The 22,752-nt window shown below is 43.5% G+C and carries 25 protein-coding genes and 8 tRNA genes; 2 read left to right on the forward strand and 31 right to left on the reverse strand.

Annotated elements, in window-relative coordinates; all coding sequences use genetic code 11:
• Nucleotides 1-178 precede the first annotated feature (178 nt).
• The 23 genes from ACFO0S_RS07175 to acpS all read right to left on the reverse strand — a co-directional run bounded on the left by ACFO0S_RS07175 (nt 179) and on the right by acpS (nt 12,064).
• A tRNA-Gly gene (locus ACFO0S_RS07175) sits at nt 179-252 on the reverse strand.
• 25 nt (nt 253-277) lie between these two features.
• A tRNA-Arg gene (locus ACFO0S_RS07180) sits at nt 278-354 on the reverse strand.
• Nucleotides 355-365: 11 nt separating this feature from the next.
• Nucleotides 366-451, reverse strand: a tRNA-Leu gene (locus tag ACFO0S_RS07185).
• Between the two features lie 69 nt (nt 452-520).
• Nucleotides 521-596: transfer RNA gene (locus tag ACFO0S_RS07190), tRNA-Lys, on the reverse strand.
• A 6-nt stretch (nt 597-602) separates the two neighbouring features.
• Nucleotides 603-677 (reverse strand) — tRNA-Gln (locus tag ACFO0S_RS07195).
• A gap of 9 nt (nt 678-686) precedes the next feature.
• Nucleotides 687-762 (reverse strand) — tRNA-Asp (locus ACFO0S_RS07200).
• 27 nt (nt 763-789) lie between these two features.
• A tRNA-Glu gene (locus ACFO0S_RS07205) sits at nt 790-861 on the reverse strand.
• Nucleotides 862-867: 6 nt separating this feature from the next.
• Nucleotides 868-943: transfer RNA gene (locus tag ACFO0S_RS07210), tRNA-Asn, on the reverse strand.
• Between the two features lie 76 nt (nt 944-1,019).
• On the reverse strand, nt 1,020-1,499 hold the full coding sequence (locus ACFO0S_RS07215; RefSeq protein WP_378141105.1) for a SprT family protein: 480 nt from the start codon (nt 1,497-1,499) through the stop codon (nt 1,020-1,022).
• A gap of 53 nt (nt 1,500-1,552) precedes the next feature.
• Complete coding sequence (locus ACFO0S_RS07220; RefSeq protein WP_378141106.1) at nt 1,553-3,685, reverse strand: Tex family protein; 2,133 nt, start codon at nt 3,683-3,685, stop codon at nt 1,553-1,555.
• 70 nt (nt 3,686-3,755) lie between these two features.
• A complete protein-coding gene (locus ACFO0S_RS07225; protein WP_378141107.1) occupies nt 3,756-4,364 on the reverse strand; it encodes a PP2C family serine/threonine-protein phosphatase in 609 nt (202 codons plus the stop codon).
• Nucleotides 4,364-5,146, reverse strand: coding sequence for an RNA polymerase sigma factor SigB (sigB, locus tag ACFO0S_RS07230; protein ID WP_378141108.1), 783 nt, complete (start codon nt 5,144-5,146; stop codon nt 4,364-4,366). Before sigB ends, ACFO0S_RS07225 begins: the two co-directional genes overlap by 1 nt.
• A complete protein-coding gene (rsbW, locus tag ACFO0S_RS07235; protein ID WP_378141109.1) occupies nt 5,124-5,594 on the reverse strand; it encodes an anti-sigma B factor RsbW in 471 nt (156 codons plus the stop codon). Before rsbW ends, sigB begins: the two co-directional genes overlap by 23 nt.
• A gap of 1 nt (nt 5,595) precedes the next feature.
• Complete coding sequence (locus tag ACFO0S_RS07240) at nt 5,596-5,925, reverse strand: STAS domain-containing protein (protein ID WP_378141110.1); 330 nt, start codon at nt 5,923-5,925, stop codon at nt 5,596-5,598.
• A gap of 69 nt (nt 5,926-5,994) precedes the next feature.
• Complete coding sequence (locus ACFO0S_RS07245) at nt 5,995-6,996, reverse strand: PP2C family protein-serine/threonine phosphatase (RefSeq protein ID WP_378141111.1); 1,002 nt, start codon at nt 6,994-6,996, stop codon at nt 5,995-5,997.
• A 13-nt stretch (nt 6,997-7,009) separates the two neighbouring features.
• Complete coding sequence (locus tag ACFO0S_RS07250) at nt 7,010-7,411, reverse strand: anti-sigma regulatory factor (RefSeq protein WP_378141112.1); 402 nt, start codon at nt 7,409-7,411, stop codon at nt 7,010-7,012.
• Between the two features lie 6 nt (nt 7,412-7,417).
• Nucleotides 7,418-7,780 (reverse strand): STAS domain-containing protein, encoded by a 363-nt coding sequence (locus tag ACFO0S_RS07255; RefSeq protein ID WP_378141113.1) that lies wholly within the window; start codon nt 7,778-7,780, stop codon nt 7,418-7,420.
• Nucleotides 7,777-8,607 (reverse strand): STAS domain-containing protein, encoded by an 831-nt coding sequence (locus ACFO0S_RS07260; protein ID WP_378141114.1) that lies wholly within the window; start codon nt 8,605-8,607, stop codon nt 7,777-7,779. The genes ACFO0S_RS07255 and ACFO0S_RS07260 overlap by 4 nt, the downstream gene beginning before the upstream one ends.
• 138 nt (nt 8,608-8,745) lie before the next feature.
• Entirely contained in the window at nt 8,746-9,096 is a 351-nt protein-coding gene (locus ACFO0S_RS07265) for a type II toxin-antitoxin system PemK/MazF family toxin (protein ID WP_378141115.1), read from the reverse strand.
• Nucleotides 9,097-9,100: 4 nt separating this feature from the next.
• Entirely contained in the window at nt 9,101-9,355 is a 255-nt protein-coding gene (locus ACFO0S_RS07270) for a hypothetical protein (protein WP_378141116.1), read from the reverse strand.
• 115 nt (nt 9,356-9,470) lie between these two features.
• The gene (alr, locus tag ACFO0S_RS07275) at nt 9,471-10,592 is read right to left on the reverse strand and encodes an alanine racemase (RefSeq protein ID WP_378141117.1); all 1,122 of its coding nucleotides are present in this window, start codon (nt 10,590-10,592) and stop codon (nt 9,471-9,473) included.
• 61 nt (nt 10,593-10,653) lie between these two features.
• Nucleotides 10,654-11,664, reverse strand: a complete 1,011-nt coding sequence (locus tag ACFO0S_RS07280; protein ID WP_378141118.1) for a LolA family protein — start codon at nt 11,662-11,664, stop codon at nt 10,654-10,656.
• 46 nt (nt 11,665-11,710) lie between these two features.
• The gene (gene acpS, locus ACFO0S_RS07285; RefSeq protein WP_378141119.1) at nt 11,711-12,064 is read right to left on the reverse strand and encodes a holo-ACP synthase; all 354 of its coding nucleotides are present in this window, start codon (nt 12,062-12,064) and stop codon (nt 11,711-11,713) included.
• Nucleotides 12,065-12,124: 60 nt separating this feature from the next.
• On the opposite strand from acpS, the gene ACFO0S_RS07290 reads away from it, so the two are divergent.
• Entirely contained in the window at nt 12,125-12,754 is a 630-nt protein-coding gene (locus tag ACFO0S_RS07290; RefSeq protein ID WP_378141120.1) for a rhomboid family intramembrane serine protease, read from the forward strand.
• A 17-nt stretch (nt 12,755-12,771) separates the two neighbouring features.
• On the opposite strand, the gene ACFO0S_RS07295 is transcribed toward ACFO0S_RS07290, so the two are convergent.
• The 7 genes from ACFO0S_RS07295 to ACFO0S_RS07325 form a co-directional block, all read right to left on the reverse strand.
• Nucleotides 12,772-14,256, reverse strand: a complete 1,485-nt coding sequence (locus tag ACFO0S_RS07295) for a PH domain-containing protein (protein ID WP_378141121.1) — start codon at nt 14,254-14,256, stop codon at nt 12,772-12,774.
• A complete protein-coding gene (locus tag ACFO0S_RS07300) occupies nt 14,246-14,719 on the reverse strand; it encodes a PH domain-containing protein (protein WP_378141122.1) in 474 nt (157 codons plus the stop codon). Before ACFO0S_RS07300 ends, ACFO0S_RS07295 begins: the two co-directional genes overlap by 11 nt.
• A 316-nt stretch (nt 14,720-15,035) precedes the next feature.
• Nucleotides 15,036-16,553 (reverse strand): degradosome RNA helicase CshA, encoded by a 1,518-nt coding sequence (locus ACFO0S_RS07305; protein WP_378141123.1) that lies wholly within the window; start codon nt 16,551-16,553, stop codon nt 15,036-15,038.
• Between the two features lie 358 nt (nt 16,554-16,911).
• Nucleotides 16,912-17,640: an alpha/beta hydrolase gene (locus ACFO0S_RS07310; RefSeq protein WP_378141124.1), complete on the reverse strand. Its 729-nt coding sequence runs from the start codon at nt 17,638-17,640 to the stop codon at nt 16,912-16,914.
• Nucleotides 17,641-17,658: 18 nt separating this feature from the next.
• Complete coding sequence (locus ACFO0S_RS07315; protein WP_378141125.1) at nt 17,659-19,017, reverse strand: UDP-N-acetylmuramoyl-tripeptide--D-alanyl-D-alanine ligase; 1,359 nt, start codon at nt 19,015-19,017, stop codon at nt 17,659-17,661.
• A complete protein-coding gene (locus tag ACFO0S_RS07320) occupies nt 19,014-20,105 on the reverse strand; it encodes a D-alanine--D-alanine ligase (protein ID WP_378141369.1) in 1,092 nt (363 codons plus the stop codon). Before ACFO0S_RS07320 ends, ACFO0S_RS07315 begins: the two co-directional genes overlap by 4 nt.
• Nucleotides 20,096-20,869, reverse strand: coding sequence for a hypothetical protein (locus ACFO0S_RS07325; RefSeq protein WP_378141126.1), 774 nt, complete (start codon nt 20,867-20,869; stop codon nt 20,096-20,098). Before ACFO0S_RS07325 ends, ACFO0S_RS07320 begins: the two co-directional genes overlap by 10 nt.
• Before the next feature lie 138 nt (nt 20,870-21,007).
• Between ACFO0S_RS07325 and ACFO0S_RS07330 the strand changes: the two genes are divergently transcribed.
• Nucleotides 21,008-22,195, forward strand: a complete 1,188-nt coding sequence (locus ACFO0S_RS07330; protein WP_378141127.1) for an FtsW/RodA/SpoVE family cell cycle protein — start codon at nt 21,008-21,010, stop codon at nt 22,193-22,195.
• A 256-nt stretch (nt 22,196-22,451) separates the two neighbouring features.
• Here ACFO0S_RS07330 and ACFO0S_RS07335 read toward each other — a convergent pair whose 3' ends face one another.
• The gene (locus ACFO0S_RS07335; protein WP_378141128.1) at nt 22,452-22,589 is read right to left on the reverse strand and encodes an Lmo0850 family protein; all 138 of its coding nucleotides are present in this window, start codon (nt 22,587-22,589) and stop codon (nt 22,452-22,454) included.
• Nucleotides 22,590-22,752: the final 163 nt, after the last annotated feature.

A 22,752-nucleotide genomic window follows, 5' to 3' on the forward strand; every position in this document is an offset into this window, starting at 1 on the left:
TTCGTCCTGAGCCAGGATCAAACTCTCCATAATAGAGAACTTAATATAAGCTCTAGTTAGTTGCTGGCATCTTAATGATGTCCAAAAAAATATCCTTCTCCACTAACGAGGGTTAGCTTCGAAAGGTTGTTTTAACGTCTTGCATGTTCAGTTTTCAATGTTCAAGGTTTAAATAAATTGGAGCGGGTGAAGGGAATCGAACCCTCATCACCAGCTTGGAAGGCTGGGGTTTTACCACTAAACTACACCCGCGTAGTATGATTATATGAAATTACATTGGCGCGCCCGGCAGGAGTCGAACCCACAACCTTCTGATCCGTAGTCAGACGCTCTATCCAATTGAGCTACGGGCGCATTAATATGAATGGTGCGGCCGAGAAGAGTCGAACTTCCACGGGATTTCTCCCACTAGGCCCTCAACCTAGCGCGTCTGCCATTCCGCCACGACCGCGTAGTCAATATAATTGCTTTTGCGACAAATATTATTTTACGATAACTTACACCTTGTGTCAAGGGTAAATGGTGAGCCATGAAGGACTCGAACCTTCGACCCTCTGATTAAAAGTCAGATGCTCTACCAACTGAGCTAATGGCTCGTAAAATGGCTGGGGTACTAGGATTCGAACCTAGGCATGATGGAATCAAAATCCATTGCCTTACCGCTTGGCTATACCCCAGTATTAAAATGGCGGTCCCGACGGGAATCGAACCCGCGATCTCCTGCGTGACAGGCAGGCATGTTAACCGCTACACCACGGGACCTATGTATAAAAGAAAATATTTGAAGAATGACCCCTACGGGATTCGAACCCGTGTTACCGCCGTGAAAGGGCGGTGTCTTAACCGCTTGACCAAGGGGCCATGTAATGGCTCCGAAGGCAGGACTCGAACCTGCGACCTGCCGGTTAACAGCCGGATGCTCTACCAACTGAGCTACTTCGGAATCGTGTGATTTGTTGTCGGCGTCATCAGCTGACTTTTATTATTATAGACAGGGCTATAAAGAACGTCAACTGTTTTTAAAGATATTTTCCTTTATTTTTTTCACCTCTATATTGGAGAGTCCCCCAACACTTGCCACACCTGAATTTATCCGTATTCATTCGAATTTTCCGACTATAGTTATGCCCACATTTCAAACAAATATACAGATGAATTTTCTTTTTTACGAAAGGTCTTTCAGTAGGTAATGCTCGGCAAAAGCGAGGCGCACCAACTTCCTCAAGTAGACGTTTAAAGTCTAAATCTTGATGACGATACCCTTTTCCTTCCAAATGTAAGTGGTAATGGCACAATTCATGACGGATGATTCCAACAAGTTCTTGGCTCTCAAATGCCAAAATATACTTTGGATTGATTTCTATTCGGTGGTCAGCGAGCATATATCTTCCCCCGGTCGTCCGTAAGCGCGCATTAAATGTAGCGATATGACGGAAAGGTTTCCGAAAATCGCGCATAGAAATTTCTTCGACGAGTTGCTGTAGTTCTTGATCAGTCATTGGGGTACTCCTTTAAAAACAGGGCCTCCGATAAGAGAGGCCCTTTGTTTCGTTTATTTAGGTGGAAGCATGGTAAGGGCAATACGACCTTTATTTGCGGACACATCTTCTATCCAAACCGTCACAATATCACCGAGTGAAACAACGTCCAAAGGATGTTTGACGAATCCTTTTTTGAGTTTCGAGATATGAACAAGACCATCTTGTTTTACGCCAATATCGACAAATGCACCGAAATCGACCACATTCCGAACGGTTCCTTGTAACTCCATTCCAGGTTTCAGGTCTTCCATCTTCAAAATATCTTTCTTTAAGAGCGGTTGTGGGAATGCATCGCGCGGATCTCGTAGTGGACGTTTGAGTGCCTCCACAATATCAAGAAACGTCTCTTTTCCGATACCAAACGTTTCCTGATAGCGGATCCCTTCTAATGCAGACCGAGCTTCTGCCGTACCTAGTTGAGCTGGCTTAAGTTCCGCTTCTTTCATAATTTGTTCCGCCGCACCATAACTCTCCGGGTGAATGGACGTTTTGTCTAATGGATTCTTTGCTTCAGGCACACGTAAAAACCCGATGGCTTGTTCATACGTCTTTGCACCAAGCCTTGGCACTTTCTTCAGTTGTGCACGCGAGATGAATTTCCCATTCTCGTTACGCATGGTGACCATATTCTCTGCAACAGTGCGCGACAAGCCCGCTACGTATTGAAGTAGCGATGCGGAGGCAGTATTGACGTCTACACCTACTTGGTTAACCGCAGTTTCAACTACGAACTGAAGAGAGTCTGTCAGTTTCTTTTGAGACACGTCATGTTGATATTGGCCCACGCCTACTGCTTTAGGTTCAATTTTCACAAGCTCGGCAAGTGGATCTTGAATACGTCGTGCAATGGATACCGCACTTCGCTGTTCTACCTGTAAATCCGGAAACTCTTGCCGTGCGACTTCTGAGGCTGAGTAAACAGAAGCTCCCGCTTCATTTACAATGACATACGCTGCTTCAGATTCCGTATTTTGAAGAACATTTGCAATGAATTGCTCGGTTTCACGAGAAGCCGTTCCATTTCCGATGGCGATGAGCGTAATTGGATATTTCTTTAGGAGCTGACGAACTTTCTCTTCTGCTTCCCGTGCTTTGTTAATCGGTGGATGTGGATAGATAGCATGTATATCTAGTACTTTTCCTGTCTCATCAATAACGGCTAATTTACAACCTGTCCGGTATGCTGGGTCGACTCCAAGCACGACTTTTCCTTTGAGTGGCGGTTGGAGCAACAAACTCTTTAAGTTCTCTGCAAAGATATGTATTGCTTGTTCTTCAGCCACTTCTGTAAGCGTCGTGCGAACTTCTCGTTCAAGGGCAGGATGCAACAATCGTTTCCATGCATCTTGAATCACGGACTGCATATAAGAGTACAGTGTGTGAGTGGATTCTGGTGCCCAGTCTTTTTCAATCAGTCCTTGGGTTAGAACCGGATCCACATCTACCTCGACACGTAATACGCCTTCTTTCTCCCCACGATTGAGTGCAAGTGTACGATGGGGGACGATTTTCGCGACAGGTTCCTGATAGTCATAATACATTTCAAATGATTGTTTCTCATCTTCTGCACCTTTTTTAATAGAAGAAGTAATAATTGCATGCTTCAGATAGTGTGTACGAAGACGAGTACGAAGCTCCGGATCATCGGCAATCTGCTCGGCAAGTATATCGGATGCCCCTTGCAATGCTGCTTCTGTAGAGATTACTTCCTCCGTTAAAAATGGGGTGGTGAGCTCTTCCAATGTTACAGAGGGGAATTCGAGTAATTTTTGTGCAAGTGGTTCAAGTCCCCGTTCTTTTGCAACCGTTGCCTTGGTGCGACGTTTTTGCTTGTATGGGCGGTAAAGATCCTCAACTCGTTGAAGGACTGTCGCTTGATTGATTCGCTGTTTCAGCTCTTCTGTTAACTTCCCTTGTTCTTCAATTAAGCGTAGGACTTCTTCTTTGCGCTCCGCAAGTTGATTCATATAGGCATAGCGATCTTCTATCGCTTTAATTTGTACTTCATCTAAAGAGCCCGTCTGCTCTTTACGGTAGCGTGCAATAAACGGGACTGTCGAGCCATCCTTGAGGAGCGCAATCACCTGCTCCACTTGTGACGGTTTGATTTGCAGTTCTTTGGCGATTAGTTGTACAACGTTCATTTGGACACATCCTTTACTTCAGCTACCCTTTAGAATACCACAAAATAAAGACCCCTACAGGATGTAGAGGTCATTCTTCTGATTGGTGGTAAGTAGCAGCGATAAATGTCGCATCATCACCAAACTTCATATCTTTCATCACATGATGGTAAAGTTGGTCCGCAGAACTTGATGCTTTCAGTAAGCCTTTCGGATTGCGGATGTCCACCCCATCAGAGTGAAGAAGAAAAACGTCGCCTGAGTAAACAGGATACGTCTGAGTTCGTAAGCTTTGCTTGCGCCCTGACAAATACCCCATTACGGGTAGTGGGTAGACCATCTTATCAAAGCGTTTTTGATACATATAGAACTTCACATTTCCTACGCAACTGTAGGAAAGTGTCTTTTGCTTATAATCAATCTTAACTAGAGCAACTGCCGCGCCTCGCTTATACGTCATTTGTTCATTACAACGTTGTATCAACTGATCAATCGATTCATCAGCATACTCTGTTAAAATTTCCGGGATAACATCTGCTGATTCTTTAGCCACCGGCCCATTTCCTAGACCATCTGCAATGGCACAGAGAAAAAATTCAGGATGCTCCGCAATATAATATGTATCTCCTGAGAGACGATTCCCATTTTTCGCTTCATTATATACGCGGACATGAATCGAAGACGAATGGATTTCTTCCATTAGTCCATTCCACCCGCAGACAAAATAGCGTCTTGTAACTTTTTAATCGCTTTACGCTGGATACGGGAGACATGCATTTGCGAAATACCCAAGCGTTCACCAGCATCTTTTTGACTGAGCTGTTCGATATAGGTAAGCTGAATAACTTCCTTCTCACGGTCAGACAAGTATTTTAATGCATTGGCTACAAGCATACGTTGGTCGGTCTTTTCAAACTCTCCGTCTTCTTGTCCGATGACATCAAATAACGTGATGGTACTTCCTTCAGAATCCGCCTCTAGAGAGTGATCCATTGAAAGCGCCTGATAGCTTTTCCCCATCTCCATTGCTTCTAGGACATCTTCTATATCCACTTCTAGATAAGAAGCGATTTCTGCAACTTGTGGAGACCTTTGCAATTGAGTCGTCAACTCTTCAGCAGTCGCACGAATACGCGGACCGAGTTCTTTGATGCGCCTTGGCACATGAACAGCCCATGTCTTGTCTCGTAAGAATCTTTTAATTTCACCGATAATAGTAGGGACAGCAAAGGCTTCAAAACTTCGACCAAAACTAGCATCGTATCGTTTCATCGCACCTAACAATCCGAGCATCCCCACCTGAGCGATATCTTCATGGTATGATTTACCGTTTGAATATTTCCGAGCAATCGATTCCACAAGTCGTTGGTAGTGCAGCACTAATTGCGTCTGAGCTTCTTCCGAGTTCGTTTCTTGATAGTCACGAAGCCAATCGAGTACTTGCTCTTTGGAAGCTTGATTAGGATAAGACGTTTTCGACATTACCGTTCACCTGCTCAGATCTGACGTTTTTCGTCATGAAGATCGTGACACCTTCTTGATGATGAACTTTTACTTCGTCCATTAACGTCTCAATCAGGTAAAGCCCAAGACCTCCCTCACGCATAAAGGATACTTCCTCAGATTCTGAGTAGGGTCCGAGCTTAGCACGTGTTTCTTGGAAATCAAAACTCTTCCCATGATCAGCTACCATGATTTCCATTTTTTCTTCGTAAAGTGCGCAGCCGATGACGACTTCGCCTTCTTCATTTTCCGCGTAGGCATGTTGAACCGCATTGGTTATCGCTTCGCTTGCTGCAATTTTCACATCTTCAATATCGTCATAAGAAAACCCTAGACGATTCGCCAGACCTGAAATAGTTAGACGAGCCACACTGACGAATTGTGTTTTAGCAGGCACTCGTATTTCGACGTAATCAAATGGCTTCATCTTAATTCACCTCTCTTGGTGCAGATTCTATGTCCATAATTTCTCCGAGGCCAGTTATATCGAATAAACGTTTTAAACGGGAAGATAACCCGATAAGTTTCAATTTCGCATTTTCCGCTTTTGCTTTTTTAAAGAATCCTACAATCACGCCAAGTCCTGTTGAATCCATATAGGAAACTTCAGAAAAATCTAAAATAATTTCTTTGGAATCATCGAGTGTAATTTCCGTCAATTTTTCACGGAGCATTGGAGCAGTGAACGCATCAATTTCTCCTTCAATAAAACCTAATACTTTACTTTCTTGGTGTTGTAAATCTACTGAAATATTCATGTCATTTTCCCCTGTTCTATTATATAAAGTTTAACTTTCTATACCCCTCCCGTGAGAAGGAGTAAACATTTAGGCAGCTCTTTTTAATATAACAAGCGTAAAATCGTCACGAAGTTCAAAGTCTTGTAACAAAATAAGTTCCTTATAAACATACTCCACCATGTCTTGGGCAGGTTCATCTTTGACATCTTCAATGATTTGCATCACTTTCTCCATCTCAATAAAACCTTCCTGGGATCGACACTCCGTGACACCGTCTGTCATTAGAACAATAAAGTCACCTGGCTCTAAGTGGACGGACTGATGTTTATACGTCGTATTAGGCAACACACCGAGAAGAAGACCTTCTACGAATAGTTCGTGAAAGGCCTTCTCACGCACGGAATAATGAAGAGCAGGTTCGTGCCCAGCGGATGCATATAAAAATTCATGCGTCGCAGTATTGTACCCTCCATATACCATGGAAACGAACATCGAATCCGTCACACTTCGCTCGACGATGCGATTGATGATATCCAGGACGAGAGATGGATCTTTATCGGCCCCGTCCACACTGTCCATTCCATTTTTAATCATGGACATGCACAGGGCAGCTGGAATCCCTTTCCCGATGACATCTGCCACACCAATTCCTACTGCTTTTGCATCTGATAAGAAGTGCACATAATCTCCGTTCATCTCTTTAGATGGTACAGAAAGCATGCCGATGTCCACACCTTCAATTTCAGGTACAGAAGTTTTCAGCAATGTCTTTTGAACATTCGCAGCTAAATCCATTTCTATCCGAAAATTCTCTTGTTTTTGAATCAAGTTTTGGTGTTCATGCAGGGCAAGTCCGTAGCGAACCATCACCTCAATTAGTAAATCAAATGAATGATGAATTGTTGTTGGAATATCCGGAGATATCTCTTCAAGTGCCGATCTATGTATTCCAATCATCTCTTCTGGAGAAATATTCTTTTGGATAAGCTGTTTACTGAACGTCTGCCCTTCATAAAGGTTTAATTCATTTTGATTCTCAAGGTAATTTCGCAGAATAGCTCTATATTGCCTTTCCACTTCTTGAGGCATTCACCTTCACTCCTTAACGCAACCATTTTGTAGCTGTTATCGTCGTTCCTTGTCCAACTTCAGTATCCACCTTAAATTCATCCATCAATCGCTTTACCCCTGGCATTCCTGCCCCGAGCCCACCTGATGTCGTATAGCCATCTTCCATGACTTTTCGTAAATCTGGAATTCCAGGTCCCTGATCAGCCGCAATGATGATGAGACCTCTCAACGCACCATCTGCTATCCGTTCAATTGTAATTTTGCCTTTCCCGGCATATAAGTATATATTACGGGCCAGTTCACTTATCGCTGTTGTGATTCGAGCCTGGTCAACAGTTCCGAAACCGACTTCCTTTGCCTCGTTACGTCCAAGCTGTCTCGCTGCAACGATATCCCATTCCGTAATGATATCTACAGAAGACTCGATGCTCATAATGGATTAGTCCTCCAATTCTCGTTCTAGTTTTTCCAATCCATTCTCTAAATCAAGGGCTGTGGCTACATCTTCCAAACGGATACCCAGCTCAATCAGAGTAATCGCGACAGCAGGTTGGATACCGGTGATAACGACTTTTGCTCCCATAAGACCGGACATGCTTATCACGTCGCCTAATACTTTTGCTATAAATGAGTCAATAAAATCGATGGATGTCAAATCAATGACAACGCCACGCGCTGCTGTCGTGTGTAATTTATCGAGTAAATCTTCTTGGAAAGAGAGTGCCATTTGATCATCAAGTTCCCACTGGATCGAAACAATCAATGTGTCTCGGAGTTTTAATATCGGAATTCTAGTTCTCATTCTTCTTCCACCTCTACAATTTGTCGTTTGGTAATGGCAAGCGCCTGTTCCATTCCGCGCTGCAAAGTGCTGGTTGTTGTAAAGTCATTCAAGTTGATGCCAAGAGCCACAATTGTCTGAGCAATTTCTGGACGGATGCCCACGAGCATACACTTTGCTCCGACCAAACGAACGGCATCTGCTGCTTGAATGATATGATGTGCTACCATTGTATCGACGACCGGAACACCTGTGATATCAAGGAGAACCACTTCTGAACGGTGTTTCACCACACCCTGCAACAAGTTTTCCATAATCAGTTTTGCACGTTCCGTGTCAATGGTGCCTACAAGCGGCATCACTGAAATTTTGTCGAATACCGGAATGAGAGAGGCAGATAATTCTTGCAGAGCCATTTTCTGAAGCTGCACGGTGCGTTCCCATGTTTTCGAGTATGCTTCGACGATGCTATGGTTTAGCGGAGTCAACCACTTGTTCATTAAACGTATGTAGCTTGCTGAGTTTGAGTTGTTAAGGAAACCAGATTGTTCCATATTATGATAGATTGCTTCAGTAAAATTTGTCATTGCTTTCATGACAAATGAAATAGACCATCCATGGCGTGAGATTTTCACTGAAAAATCTTCAATCTGCTTCGTAAAGTCTTTATCATTTTCAGTTAGGCTGACAATCATCAAGTCGCCAAATTCACGAGCCGTCGAATCAATCATGCTATCGGACATGATTTGAAAAAATTTGCCGTCTTCTTCTTCTTCCATTAATTGTTTCCATGTTTCAAGAATCGAGTTCATATTCTCGCTAATATAATTGGCTAGTGTTGCATTCATGAGTAGGAGACACTCCTTCAAAATAGGTATTAGTTTTATTGTAGCGGAAAGTAAGCAAATGCGCACTCCTAACCTTCCACCGAAATAAAAACAGACAAAGCACGTACATATCGTAGCTTTGTCTGTTTTATGTATGTATTAAAATTTAATCAACCCGAGACTAATGGCAGTCGCGTGGTCCACGCTTTCCATTACATCTTCATCTAGATGCGTAATTTTGTCAGTCAGTCGTGATTTGTCTATGGTGCGTAATTGTTCGAGTAACACAACGGAGTCGCGCTCTAAGTGATACTTTTCTGCATTGATTTCGACATGAGTCGGCAACTTTGCTTTTTGAATCTGCGCTGTTATCGCAGCTACAATAACAGTCGGACTAAATCGGTTTCCAATATCGTTTTGCAATACCAGGACGGGCCGTGTTCCACCTTGCTCAGACCCGACGACTGGTGATAAATCTGCAAAAAAGACATCTCCTCGTTTGACGATCAAATTGTCAGCCTCCACTTACGAGTCGCTCGGTCGTGTCATGCGCCTCATACTCTGCATGAAGACATTCACTACAAATAGACAAATTAATATGAGACATTTCCAGGTAACCCTGTATCATCGCTTCTCGTATAATTGTTGTTTGTCCTTGCAGTTTCGTAACGTGTTGTTTAAAAACACGTTTTCCGTATACGGGACGGACTTCCTCCATATAATCTGCTAACAGATAAACTGTTTCTATTTTATCTGACTTTCCCCCCACAGCAAACACCTCCGACAAAACTTTCCTCTATACGCCAATTTCTATCATCTTACCATCGATTTCACCTTCAAGGAAGATGATTTCGACAATAAATGCGAATTTTGCGCAGGAAGTACTAGTTTTTCTTGTCAGAATGTGGGTAAACACGCGGAACGCGTTTGGAAATTTGACAGCAGATTTCATACGGAATTGTTTGGAGATGCTCCGCCCATTCTTCTGCAGGAATGGTTTTATTTCCGTTTGACCCTAGTAATACCACTTTTGTTCCAACTTTAAACGCTTCAGGTAAGATTAACATGGTTTGATCCATACAAATTTTCCCTGCAATTGGAACACGTTGTTCCCCAATAAGAATTTGGAGGTGACGAAGCCCTCTTAAAAACCCATCCGCATAGCCTATCGGAAGGGTGCCTATAAACTCTTCTTTCTCGCTTCGGTACGCGGCTCCATACCCGACTGTTGCACCCACTTCAACTTGTTTGACATGCACCAGCTCTGTGACGAGACGCATGGCAGGTCTAAACGGGAAATCGAAGGTCTCTCGAATCCAATCTGATGGTGCAATTCCGTACATAGAGATACCAAAACGCACTGCATTAAAATGCATTGTAGGATGCTGAATGGCTGCTGCACTATTTGACGCGTGGATCCATTTAGGACGTTCAGGAAATAAGTCAAGCCATTCGGTAAACAAGCGACTTTGCTCTATAAAATGTTCATTTTCCGTTTCATCTGCTGTAGCAAAGTGGGTGTACACACCTTCGATTTGAAGTTCAGGTCGGCTATTTACAAACTCGATTGCTTCTCTCACTTCACTTGTTGAACGCAGCCCTAAACGACCCATTCCGGTATCCATTTTGATATGAAGATGGGCTTTCACTTTAGCTGGAATTGTCTTTAACCACTCTAATGAGTGTGCCGTCACATGAATGGCTTGTTGCCAGGCATAGTCTAAAAATCGGTGCGGAGAGGCACCCATCACGAGTATCGTGGCTTGGATGCCTGCGTGCCGCAGCTCGACTGCTTCATCAGGTGTGGCTACTGCAAAAAATGACAGGCTGTGCTCTTCGAGTACGCGAGCGACTTCAACTGCTCCATGCCCATATGCATCTGCTTTGATCACTGGAATAACGGTTGTTTCCCGTTTCAATGTCTCTTTCAATTTGTCAATGTTAAATAGAATTTGTGTGGTGTCGATTTCTAAATAGGTTGGTCGATAGAATGAGGGTTGTGGCACAGCGGTCTACCTTCTTTTCTTTTTTACTAATCGTATCAATTTCTTTCGAGCGGTCAAGTTGTTATTTTAGGGATGGCGTTTGCATCGAAGCCGCAACCGCAAGCATCTCATCTTCCGTCAAGCTGGTAGAGGCCAAGAAATACAGCTTCCCGTCTTGTTCCCACTGCAAGGAATGCTCCGTTTGGCCACCCATCTGCATACCAATTGGCGCTGGGTCTCCAGGTGCATGAACCGGTAGAAGTGTGTTCTTTGGTGAAGGTTGCTGAATTAGTGTAAATGCTTTGGTTCCTCCATAGGTGAGGATGACCCGTTTGCCGTTTGGACCTTCTGCTGTCTTTTCTTCAAGAAGCTCAACGCCAGTTAGTTGTACTGTAGGATAAGATGTTTGGAATTCAGTGTCGTCCATTTCGGCACTTGCCGTTTCATTGCCATCTGTTGCTTTTTCAAATGGGTCTGCCTCGTAATCTGCAGCCGAGTGTACTTTGCCCAGTTCAATTTTTGTAAATGTCAGTTCCATTTTCTCTTGGCCATCTTCTGAATGAATGACAACGCGCTTCGGCAGAAGAGATTTCTTATCGATTTCAATCGTCTGTTGAGGTAAAGATTGTTCATGGCTTGCTTTTGTTTTCGTTACAAACGTATAGGTTTTCTCTTGCTCTGTAAATTCAGCTTCGGGGTCCGCTTGAATATCTCGGGAAAGAGATTCAATCAAATAGGCCTGGCTATGTTTTAGTGGCCAATCACTTTTGAACTGATACGACTTCTGCAGGTGCGGAGAAATGACAAAAACACCTTCTTTGTTCCGGATGATCAGTTGATTCTTTTCCGGATTGGCATCATTGACAGATACACGATAGTAATCCGGCTTCGTGTGCCATACATCAATAGAATAAGTAGCTGTTTCGGAAGGAGATTGAACGACCATTTCCGCCTTTACTTCATACCCATCTTGTTCTTCCCACTTGGCCATAATTTGTTTACGAACTTTCTCTTCGCTTGAACCTCCGCATGCCGCAAATACCATGGCTGCTCCAATCATCATGAAAAGTAGCCGTTTCTTCAGTTGATTCATCCTTTCCTCTACCATCCTGTAACACTATATGGCAAAGCAAACCGAGCTATGACAGTAGGATCACTTGAGCTGCGGCATACTCTCTCGTATGCGTGATGGACACGTACCCATTCACATCTTCACCGCGAAATAATAGATACGGTGCGCCACCCAGCTCTTTCGCCACTTCAATATCTTGAAAGCTACAACCTTTTCCAATCCCTGTACCGAGCGCTTTGCCATACGCTTCTTTTACAGCAAACCGTGCCGCCAAGTATTCAATTTGACGACTCGGAATAGAAGATTCATAAAAACGCCGTTCATTCTCAGTGAGGATCCGTTTATAAAAATGCGGGGACCTTGTGACCAGTTGGGCAATTCGTTGAAGTTCAATAATATCAAGACCTATCCCTTTAATCATATAGCTTCTAAAGCTCCTCTCTCCCATGTATACTTAAAACAAATGAGGTGAAAGACATCCATGTTTATTCGACATGAAAATTTTAATCAATATCGTACGTATTATCCGGTTGTGTTCACATTGCTTATCGTCACAATCGCTATTCACATTATAGCAAACCTCCCGATTATCGGACCCTATGTTTATGGAATTGGAATTGGTCATAATGGATCGATTGCGAACGGTGAGTATTGGCGCCTTATTACGCCGATCTTTTTACACGGGGGATTCATGCATCTGCTCTTCAATATGTTTTCCCTTTTCCTTTTTGGCCCAGAACTCGAACGACTGGCAGGAAAGGCACGCTTTTTGACGATTTACTTTGTATCCGGAATCGTCGGTTGTCTCGCTTCTTATCTTTTTGAAGGCAGTGACTATATGCATCTCGGAGCAAGTGGAGCCATTTATGGAATCTTCGGGGCATTTGCCGCGCTTGTCTATTACACAGGGACTGTATTGCCACAGTTAAAACAGATTATCCTTCCGATTCTTGCCATCGGTATCATCATGACCTTCCTTATGCCGAACATCAATATAACAGCCCACTTAGGGGGACTGCTCACAGGATTTGTCTTAGGATTTTATTATTTCAACCCGAAACGGATTGGGAACTGGAAAAAGAAGAAACCGCGGCCTGCACTTCGACAATAGAAGTGCCCCGCGGTTTTTTATCGTTTTGGCAGAAACCACTGCATCGTTTCATTGACGACAGTCGCACCCATCGCTTTCAAACTGTGATGACTTCCTAACGCGCCTGACTTAATGGTCGCATGGAGGGAAGCCACATCTGCTCGTTTCTCAAAAAACGTTTGAGTTTGCACTTGTGCTTGAATACGTTTCTTCTCAAGCCACACAGTCTTTCGCGAGATGAAGCGGTACTGCATGACAGCGTAGCTTGGATAAACAGCAATACCTGTAGAACGGTGGCTCCATAGATCAAGCGCAAAACTTAGAGGAACCAAGAGGAAAAACAATAGTCCATATGGATAGAAGAAGTAACTCAGAACCGCACCAACGACGAGTAGACTCGTCGTGTTGATACGGTAATAAAACTTCTTGCTTCGCTTTGGCGCACGGACAAATTCAGGATTCCATTCCCACTCCGGAAAGAGTTCCGTAAGAAGTTCTACGGCCTTCTCCTTCTTCAGTAACGGAACAAGTTTTACCGTTTCACTTTTTTCTTTTACCGAGCCTCCTGCACTATCGATCACGATGGTGACATAGCCGAAGAGCTGGCGCAACGGATTTTCGACGAGTTGAATCCCTTGAATTCGTTTCATCGGGATAGTGGTGCGTTTTTTTTCAAGAAGTCCTCGTTGAATCAAAATATCTCGTTCATCGCGCGTGACCGTATAGCCGTAGTTTTGTAAATACGTTAGGCCCACGCTAATAAGGAATGTAATGAGAAGAACAGCAAAGGCGACAGCCGCAACAATCATAACGCCAAAACGTAAGAACTGTACGACTTCGTCATAAATGGCCTCATACGGAATGAATTCGGAGAACTGCGATAAAATGAACGCCGCCCCTGAAAAAATCAGTCCGATTCCTCCTGACGTAATAGCCAAAACCCATAAATCTTTCGTCGTCATCTTGTAGAGTACTTGAGTATCAGTCGGGACCTTTACTTGAATGGGTGGTGACTCATTTTCAGGAACCATTTCCTCACCAGAGACAGTGACAGTTTGTCGTTTCGCTGCTAGCATCTCTTGTTTAATCTGTTCTGCCGCTTCTAAACGAATCGCGGTCAGTTCTGCTTCGGCTTCCCCTATCCCCCCTCCGGCCGTCTCTACTTTTACTTTCACAAGACCAAACGGACGATGAAAAATGGACTCGGTGTAATCAAGACTTTGAATACGTTCAAACGGAATATAGCGTTTCTTTTTGACGAATAATCCATACTCAATCCGGAGCTCCCCATCTTCAAACCAATAGACGAATTTCCACCATTTAATTAACCCAGAAACCAGATAGAGCAAAAGTGCAAGTCCAGTAAAAATGTAGGGAAGGTAACTAAAGAACCCGCCATCTGAGCCACCAGAACCTCCGACAAAGAATAAGATAACGATTGGGAAAATCAAATCCTTCAACCCTTTGACGAAGGAAATGACTGCGGAAACGGGATGAAGTTTATAACGAGTCTCAGACATCATCTTCCGCCACCCTTGCCAGCTCTGAAATACGCATCCGCATGGCTTCTGCTTCTTGCTCGTTTAAAAATGGAATGGTATGCTGCGTAGCTGCTGTCGATATATGTATAGAGGCGAGATGGTAGTTTCGTAAAATCGGACCCTGTTCGGAATCGACATGTTGGACGCGAACCATTGGAATGATGGTACGTTTAATGACAAATAGACCGTGTTGATATTCGATCTCATGTTCTCGAACTTCATAGCGCCAACGCTTCCATCTGACATTTGGAATGATTCCTATAATGGCGACACCTAGTAAAATCAGAATGGTCACAGCTACGACGTAAATCCACGTCGTTTCAAAAAAGAAATAGTTGAATGCACCGACACCCACCGCGAGTAACAATAAGACAAGTGTTTGTATGAGGCCGTAAATTCGCCAGACAGTTAACCCTTTTTGTGATAAGTGCTTAGCATTTTGCATAAAGAAACCCTCCTTAGGATAGTATACGACATAGCGTGCGGATAAGTTTCATCATAATCATAGGTTTTGTCTACATATCAAGAGGTTGGAGTCATCATAAATTCACAGAAACCACTTCGCTTTTCCAAGGGAGCACTCCCAAGCCTCCTCGTGGTTACCCAAAGCTTGCGCTTTGCTCCCCACTGTGGGGTCTCGGTAGCACTCTGATCCTTCGGAAGTCTTCGTGGTCTCTGTGAATTTATTCTTTGCTATACCAATCAAATTTTTCACAAAAAAAACTTCCCTCCGGTGAAGGAGAGAAGCTAAAGTCCATAGATTAGTCGTTGCGACGTGCTGGACGTGCAGAGCGACGAGTTGATCCGTCACGTGGACCTGAAGAGCGACGTGCGCCTCCGCCTGAACCACCGCGGCCTCCGCTTGAACCACCGCTTGGACGACCTCCACGGCCTCCACCACCTGAACGGTTTCCACCACGGTAACCACCACGGCCTCCACCTGAACGTTCGCCACGCATCGGTAACGGGCGTTCTTCAGAAATCGTAACAGGCTGATCGCTTGGTTCTTTCGTCACTGATTTGATAGCTGCTGCTACCACATCCACTGCATCTAAGTTTTCAAGAAGCTCAGAAGCTAGTGCACGGTAATCTCCAAGGTCATTTTTCTCAACAAGCTCTGTCAATGTTTCCATTGCAATGCGTTGTTGGCCAAGTAGAGCTTCATCTTCACTTGGTGGACGTAAAGGAGTCATACGTTTTTTCGTTGTTTCTTCCACGATACGAAGGTAGCCCATTTCACGTGGCGTTACGAACGTAATCGCCATTCCGCTTTTCCCTGCACGGCCTGTACGACCGATACGGTGAACATAGCTTTCTGGATCTTGTGGAATATCAAAGTTGTATACATGAGTAACGCCTGAGATATCAAGACCACGAGCAGCTACATCCGTAGCAACAAGAATGTCAATTTTGTTTTCTTTAAATTGACGAAGCACAGACATACGTTTTGCTTGGCTAAGGTCTCCGTGGATTCCTTCAGCTAAATACCCACGAATGCTAAGAGCATGTGAAAGTTCATCAACGCGACGCTTTGTACGACCAAAGATGATCGCAAGTTCTGGTTGGTGAACATTGATGATACGTGATAACACATCAAATTTTTCACGTTCTGCTGCTTTTACGAAGAACTGTTCAATATTTTCAACAGTCATTTCTTTTGACTTGATTTTCACTTCAACTGGCTCTTTCATGAACGTGTTTGCAATTTTGCGAATCGGTCCTGGCATAGTAGCTGAGAATAAAAGTGTTTGACGTGTATCTGGAACGTTCGAAAGAATCGTGTTGATGTCTTCGATGAAGCCCATGTTCAACATTTCATCTGCTTCGTCTAATACAAGTGTGTTGACGTTCTCAAGCTTCAATGTACGACGGTTGATGTGGTCTAGAATACGACCTGGTGTACCGACAATAATTTGCGGGTTGTTTTTAAGTGCACGGATTTGACGAGAGATATCTTGTCCACCGTATACAGATAGAAGTTTTACACGCTTATCATAGCCAAGTTTGTAAAGCTCTTCTGATACTTGAATCGCAAGCTCACGTGTTGGAGCAATGATAAGTCCTTGGATATTTGGGTTTTTGGGGTCAATCTTCTCAATTAAAGGAATACCAAACGCAGCAGTTTTACCTGTACCTGTTTGTGCTTGTCCTAAGACGTCGCGACCTTCCATAGCATGAGTGATTGTACCTTCTTGGATTGGGGTTGCTTCTTCAAAGCCCATACGTTTAATGGATTTTAATGTTGAAGCACTGATGTTTAATTCTGAAAAATTTGTCAAAGTGTTAATCTCCTTTGTATCTGTTTTGACAAATGGTTACATTTTCAGATGACTGGCGGCAAATTTCGAGCCAATTACTAGAGGAACGTCTCCGTTACGAAAATCTCTGTGGGTTTCACGAGAGGTAATTTAATAAAAGGAAAGCCCGGTGATTGCCGAGCGGTTGGTAATCTGCGTTTCATACGCATTAAAAATAACCAACCGTTAAGTTCAAAAAAAAAGCACTCTTCGACAAACGATAGAAGAGTCTTTACACAAAATGTATCCATTGCTCAAAACAGTGTATCATGCGCTGCTCAAAAAAGCAACGCATGTGCTTGTTAGTCTATGCAAGTTTTCACTTTTTATGCACAGTTCTTTAAGACACCGAAGGAATAGTATCTTCCGGCATTGGTATCGGTTGATCTAAAAAAGCAAGCGCCTGCTTGAACCAATCGTCACAATCATCACTGTAACAAATATGATGTTTTCCACATTCGGAATAAATCAGCTGTTTCTCTTCAGAGCCCAATTGTTCATAAAGATATTCGGCAGCTTGAAATGGAACAATTCCGTCCTTCTTACCTTGAACGAGACAAACGGGAATTCTGATTTTTTCATAGTAAGGTTCCACCAGTTTGACAATTCGAGTGAATTGATAGGCGGACCGCAAAGGTGTTTTCCCTGCTTTTTGACGATAACGCATATAAACGGGATTTTGGTCCGCTTGTTTCTTTAATAGATCGACTGTAATGTCCCTTATATCCTGAAGCATCTGCCCTGGCGCAATGTATTTAGCCGCTGCACTGAGAAGCAAAAGCCGTTCTACAGGATAACGAAGAGACAAGTAAAGAGCAATCAATCCACCCATAGAAAACCCGACCACATGTATGCGGTCTACTTGGTTCATTAACTTCCGAATGGCAATTTCCGCTTCCATCGTCCAGTCCTCGGCAAGCATTTCCCGAAGTTCAAGTTCTTCACCGTGACCAGGTAGAGTGACGACAGAAACTTCCCAGTCCGTATGTTCTTTTACGTAATTCACAAAAGGCTCCACTTCATAGGGAGCCCCTGTGTAGCCATGTATAAATAAGACGCCAACTTTCATAGGCTCTTCCTCCTGTACTCAGATGAAGGGCTCGATTGCCCTCTCTACCTTCATACCTCTTGAACCTTTAAGTAAAACCAATTGTCCTTCTGAAACATGTTGCTTCAAGAAATTTTGTATATCCTTCATTTCCTCAGACCAATACACTTGTTCCCCAAATGTCGGTTTTAAAGCGGTATACAACTCTTTCATGCGTGACCCTAAAAGTGCTACACCTTGGAATGAATCCACTGAAATATCACCTGCTAGATCTCGATGGTATGCCAGTTCCTCATCTCCTAGTTCAAGCATATCCCCTAGAACAAGCCACTTGGCTTTCCCGAAGTCAGCAGCCGTTAAGAACTGGATGGCTGCTCTCATAGAAGTTGGAGCTGCATTGTATGCATCATTGATGAAAGTAGGTCCCTTGGTCTCTATCACTTGCATGCGCATATCTGTTAATTGGACCGTTTTTAATCCACTTTGAATTTCATCTGTAGAGAGTCCTAACTCCTTGCCAATCAAAATAGCTGCGAGGGCGTTCTTTGCCTGATGTTCACCTAAAACACGAAGCATAAACTCTCCTTCTACAAGACCTTCTACTGTAAAGGTTGTGCCTTCTGCAGTAAAAGATGTGTTCTTCAAGCAAAGTTCATTCGCCTCTTCTTTTCCATAAGGTACGGCTTTTATATTCGGGATTTCAGCGACTGCTTGTCGAAGGAGCGGCTCGTCTCCATCAAAAAAGAGCTTTCCGTCTTCAGGCATTCCAGTGATGATTTCCATTTTCGCTTTTGTAATTCCCTCTCGTGAGCCTAAGTCTTGCAGATGGGCTTCTCCAATATTTGTGATCACTGTAAATTGAGGTTTCGCAAGGGTCGATAAAAATTCAATCTCTCCAAACGAACTCATGCCCATTTCAAGCACGGCCACTTCGGTATCTGGCTCAATTGCCAAGATAGTTAAAGGCAATCCCAGTTCATTATTGAAATTCCCTTGTGTTTTGATTATCTTGAATTTCGTAGATAACAATCCGGCTACTAAATCCTTTGTCGATGTCTTACCGTTTGATCCGGTAATTCCAATAAAGGTCGCACGAAGTTCCGAGCGGTAGCAAGAAGCTATTCTTTGTAACGCTTCCGCTGAATTTTTCACAAATAGAATTGGTCGATTTTGAGGTGGGTTTGGCTCGCCTTCTAACCAAAGTGCCGCACTTGCTCCGTTTTCAAAAGCTTGTTCGACATACTGGTGGCCATTTACTTGCTCCCCGCGAAAAGGGATGAACAAGTCACCGACTTCTAGCGTCCGTGTATTGATGGATGCACCTGTCACGACGATATTAGCAAATGGGCCTGCATCTACATTGAGCCATTCAGCGATTTCTTGTAATGTCTTTTTCATGCGTTTTCTTCCTCACTTCGTGTATACGCACGTTTTTGCTTTTCCTCAAACCGTTCAAGCCCGAACTGAATCAACTCTTCCACGAGCTGAGCATACGTCTTTCCAGTCGCTATCCAAAGTTTTGGATACATGCTGATCGGTGTAAAGCCTGGTAACGTGTTGACCTCATTAATATAGACTTCTCCATCTTGCGTTAAGAAAAAGTCCGCTCGGACAAGCCCTGCTCCATCTAACACTTTAAACGCAGCAATTGCAGCCTGTTGTAAATTATGAAGCTCTTGTTCTGAAACTTCAGCAGGAATGGCATAATTCGTTGTGCCATCTACATATTTAGCGGAATAGTCATAAAAGTCTTTTGTAGGGAGTACTTCTCCCGCAATGGATACAGTTGGTTTATCATTCCCTAGTATGCTCAGTTCAATTTCACGCGCTGTAATTCCTTGCTCCACCACAATTTTACGGTCATATTGGAAAGCAAAATCGATGGCTTTTTCAAGTTCTGCTTTGTTTTTGGCTTTCGTGATCCCCACGCTCGAGCCGAGGTTGGCTGGCTTTACAAAGAGTGGGTACGTTAATTCGTTTTCGCACTTCTCAACAAACGCAGCTGGGTCATTATCGTACTCAAAATGAGTTATATATGCATAAGGGACTTGATTTAATCCCGCTTGATGGAAAAGTTGTTTCATTGTGACTTTGTCCATCCCTGCCGAAGAAGCAAGAACGCCGTTCCCCACATAAGGGAGATTCATCATTTCAAACAACCCTTGGATTGTTCCATCTTCCCCATTCGGTCCATGAAGGACGGGAAATACGATGTCAAAACGTGTTGTCGGGTCTGAGGCACGCTGAACAAATTCTAAAATTGAGTCAGCTTGACCTTTTCCCGCGAATCGAAGTTCTTCCGGATTAGAAGGTGCTGTTGTGAGCAACTCCCCACACACCCACTCGCCTTCAATAGTTATGTAAATCGGTGTAATGTCATACGCAGAAAAATCCAGTGCCCCAATCACTGCTTTTGCAGTCATGAGAGAGACTTCGTGTTCTGCTGATTTTCCACCGTAAATGACGCCTAATTTCTTCATTGTGATTCCTCCAATTTAGGGCGTGCAATAAATGCGATCACCCCGAGTGTTGGTTGAGATAGATAGGATTCGATGTCTTCCATGATTTCATCTGGGAACGAGGGGTCTTGGACTTCACGAAGTTCAAGACGGTACGTTCCGTCATCCATCTTGGCAAGAGATAATAACGTCCCATCTTCTAGTATGTCCTCAAATTTTTGAAATTCTTCCATTGGAAGCTCTGGTACCACTTGTTGGACACGTCGTCTAAAAAACAACGAGTTTCGACTGCGTTGAACAGCAAACTGATTGCAGACATGGACGATTAGTTTCATCATATCGTCGTATTCCCGAAAGTAGACCTTTGAAACCCTGTCCTGTTCGTCACTTAAAAAGACAAACCGATTTTTTAATACATGATAAAACGGACTACGAAACGTCTCTTTTTTATGGGCAACGTAAAGAAGTTCTGCCTGTTCTTGTGGAGAAAGCTGTAGTAAGCGCTTCTCTTCTACGATATCCAGCAGACAAAGTCTCGTCTTTTGATCTTGAAGAGACCTTACAAAATCCCGGATTTCAGTTTGTTCAATGTACTCAAACTGTGTATGCATGTCAAAAGAAGCGTCGGCATACCCATGTTCAAGTAGCAATAGCACTTGGGCGTCCGAATAATAAGAGATAAACGATGGGAACGCCATTCCGCTAAACAAGGCAAAATTATGGGATTCGTTCCCATGCACAAATAAGTGGTGCAAATATTCATCGACTACGGCTGCTTTCATCTTTCTCATAGACGTCCCTCCTATTTATTAGTTTATCACCTTTTTAGGCCATGCAACATCATCAGCTAAACATGCGTCTAATGAAACAAGCACATTCCCCTTCGGTACGTTATAATAGGGGGATGAAATTTAGATGTAGGTGACAAAATGAATACAAATAAACAATTTACAGACCGCTTCGATTGGGTCTTAGGTTTCCTTTTACTGCTTTTTTTAATAATCAGTCTTATGGCTATTTCCTCTGCACAGACAACAGGGCAGTACGGCATCAACTTTATTCCTCGTCAATTGTTCTGGTATATCATCGGGATGATCATTATCGCAATGACCATGTTCTTAGAACCGGAACAATATAAGCGTATGGCCTGGATCATCTATGGCATCGGCCTAGTTCCACTTATAGTTTTAGCCATCTTACCTGGATCGCTTGAAGTTGTAGCAGAACGAAATGGTGCTCAGAGTTGGTTCCACTTACCTTTTGGCATCGGAAGCATCCAACCAGCCGAATTCATGAAAACCTTCTATATCTTAGCCGTCGCACGGGTGATTGTGAAGCATCATGAGAACTATCCATTGAAGACAACAAAAAGTGACTTTTTACTCTTAGTAAAGATCGGCGCACTCTTTATTGTGCCGTTTTTGCTCATTATGACCCAGCCGGACTTAGGAACAGGTCTCGTATTTATTGCGATTACGGTCGCCCTAATAGTCGTCGCGGGAATCACTTGGAAGATCATCCTTCCCATTTTAGGGGCAGGCGCCGGGCTAGGTGGCGGGCTTATCTGGATGGCCCTCTACATGCAAGACTTCTTTATTAACACACTTGGGGTGAGCCCTTATCAACGTGCCCGTATCTACTCATGGCTTGATCCGTATTCCTATGCATCGAATGAAGGACTGCACTTGATCAGTTCGTTGAACGCCATTGGATCTGGAGAAATTTTTGGTAAGGGCTATCAGGGACGAGAGGTGTATGTCCCTGAAAATCATACCGATTTTATTTTTGCCGTCATTGGAGAAGAATTTGGCTTTGTCGGTGCAAGTCTTGTCATTGTTCTTTACTTTGTTTTAATTTATCACTTAACCAAGTTAACTCTTCAATTGAAAGATCCATTCAGCACCTATGTGGCAGCGGGAATCATTGCTATGATCACGTTCCACGTCTTTGAAAATATCGGCATGACGATTCAGCTGTTACCAATCACTGGAATTCCTCTTCCGTTCATCAGTTACGGAGGAAGTTCCCTGATGGGCAACATGCTCGCTCTCGGCCTCATCTTCAGCATGAAGTTCCATCACAAGACGTATATGTTTGGGAATAATGAGGATGATTAAGCTCTAGATGTGGAGCCCCCTGCTCCAGAAACTCCGAGAAAATCAGGCGGAGCCAATGAGGCGCTCTTTGCCTCACTGGATGCGACTGATTTTGGAGCGTGTTTCTAGGGGGCGCAACTCGATTCCTCTCAAGATGTGGAGCAGGCTGTTCTGAAATTCTGTCAAATGGCAGCGTGAACAGAGAAGCTTGTTTCGAACCTCTCCTTTAGCGGAGAGGTTTTTTCGCATAAAAAAAGCCCCTCAAGTTGAGGAGCAATCAACTATGCTGCGGCTTCGGTGTCGAAGGTGGCGCAAGCGCTTTTAAGATTTCTAGGCGGGACTTTGTCTTGGTTACTTTCACTCCTAACTTAGCCAAGTTACTCATGAGATGCTTCACATCTAATTCTGTAGCCAATCTACCTCACCCTTTCCAATTTTGTCTAACACCCGTACAAGTTTTATTCTTCTTCAGTTTACCACGTTTTAGACAAAAGAAATCTTTCAATTTTGTTACAAATGATGTTTTTTGTAAATTGTCAAGTTAAAACCAAAAACCTTTCTCTTTACTTACCTCACAA

This window comes from Chryseomicrobium palamuruense, from assembly GCF_042649045.1.
GTDB classification, from domain to species: Bacteria; Bacillota; Bacilli; order Bacillales_A; family Planococcaceae; genus Chryseomicrobium; species Chryseomicrobium palamuruense.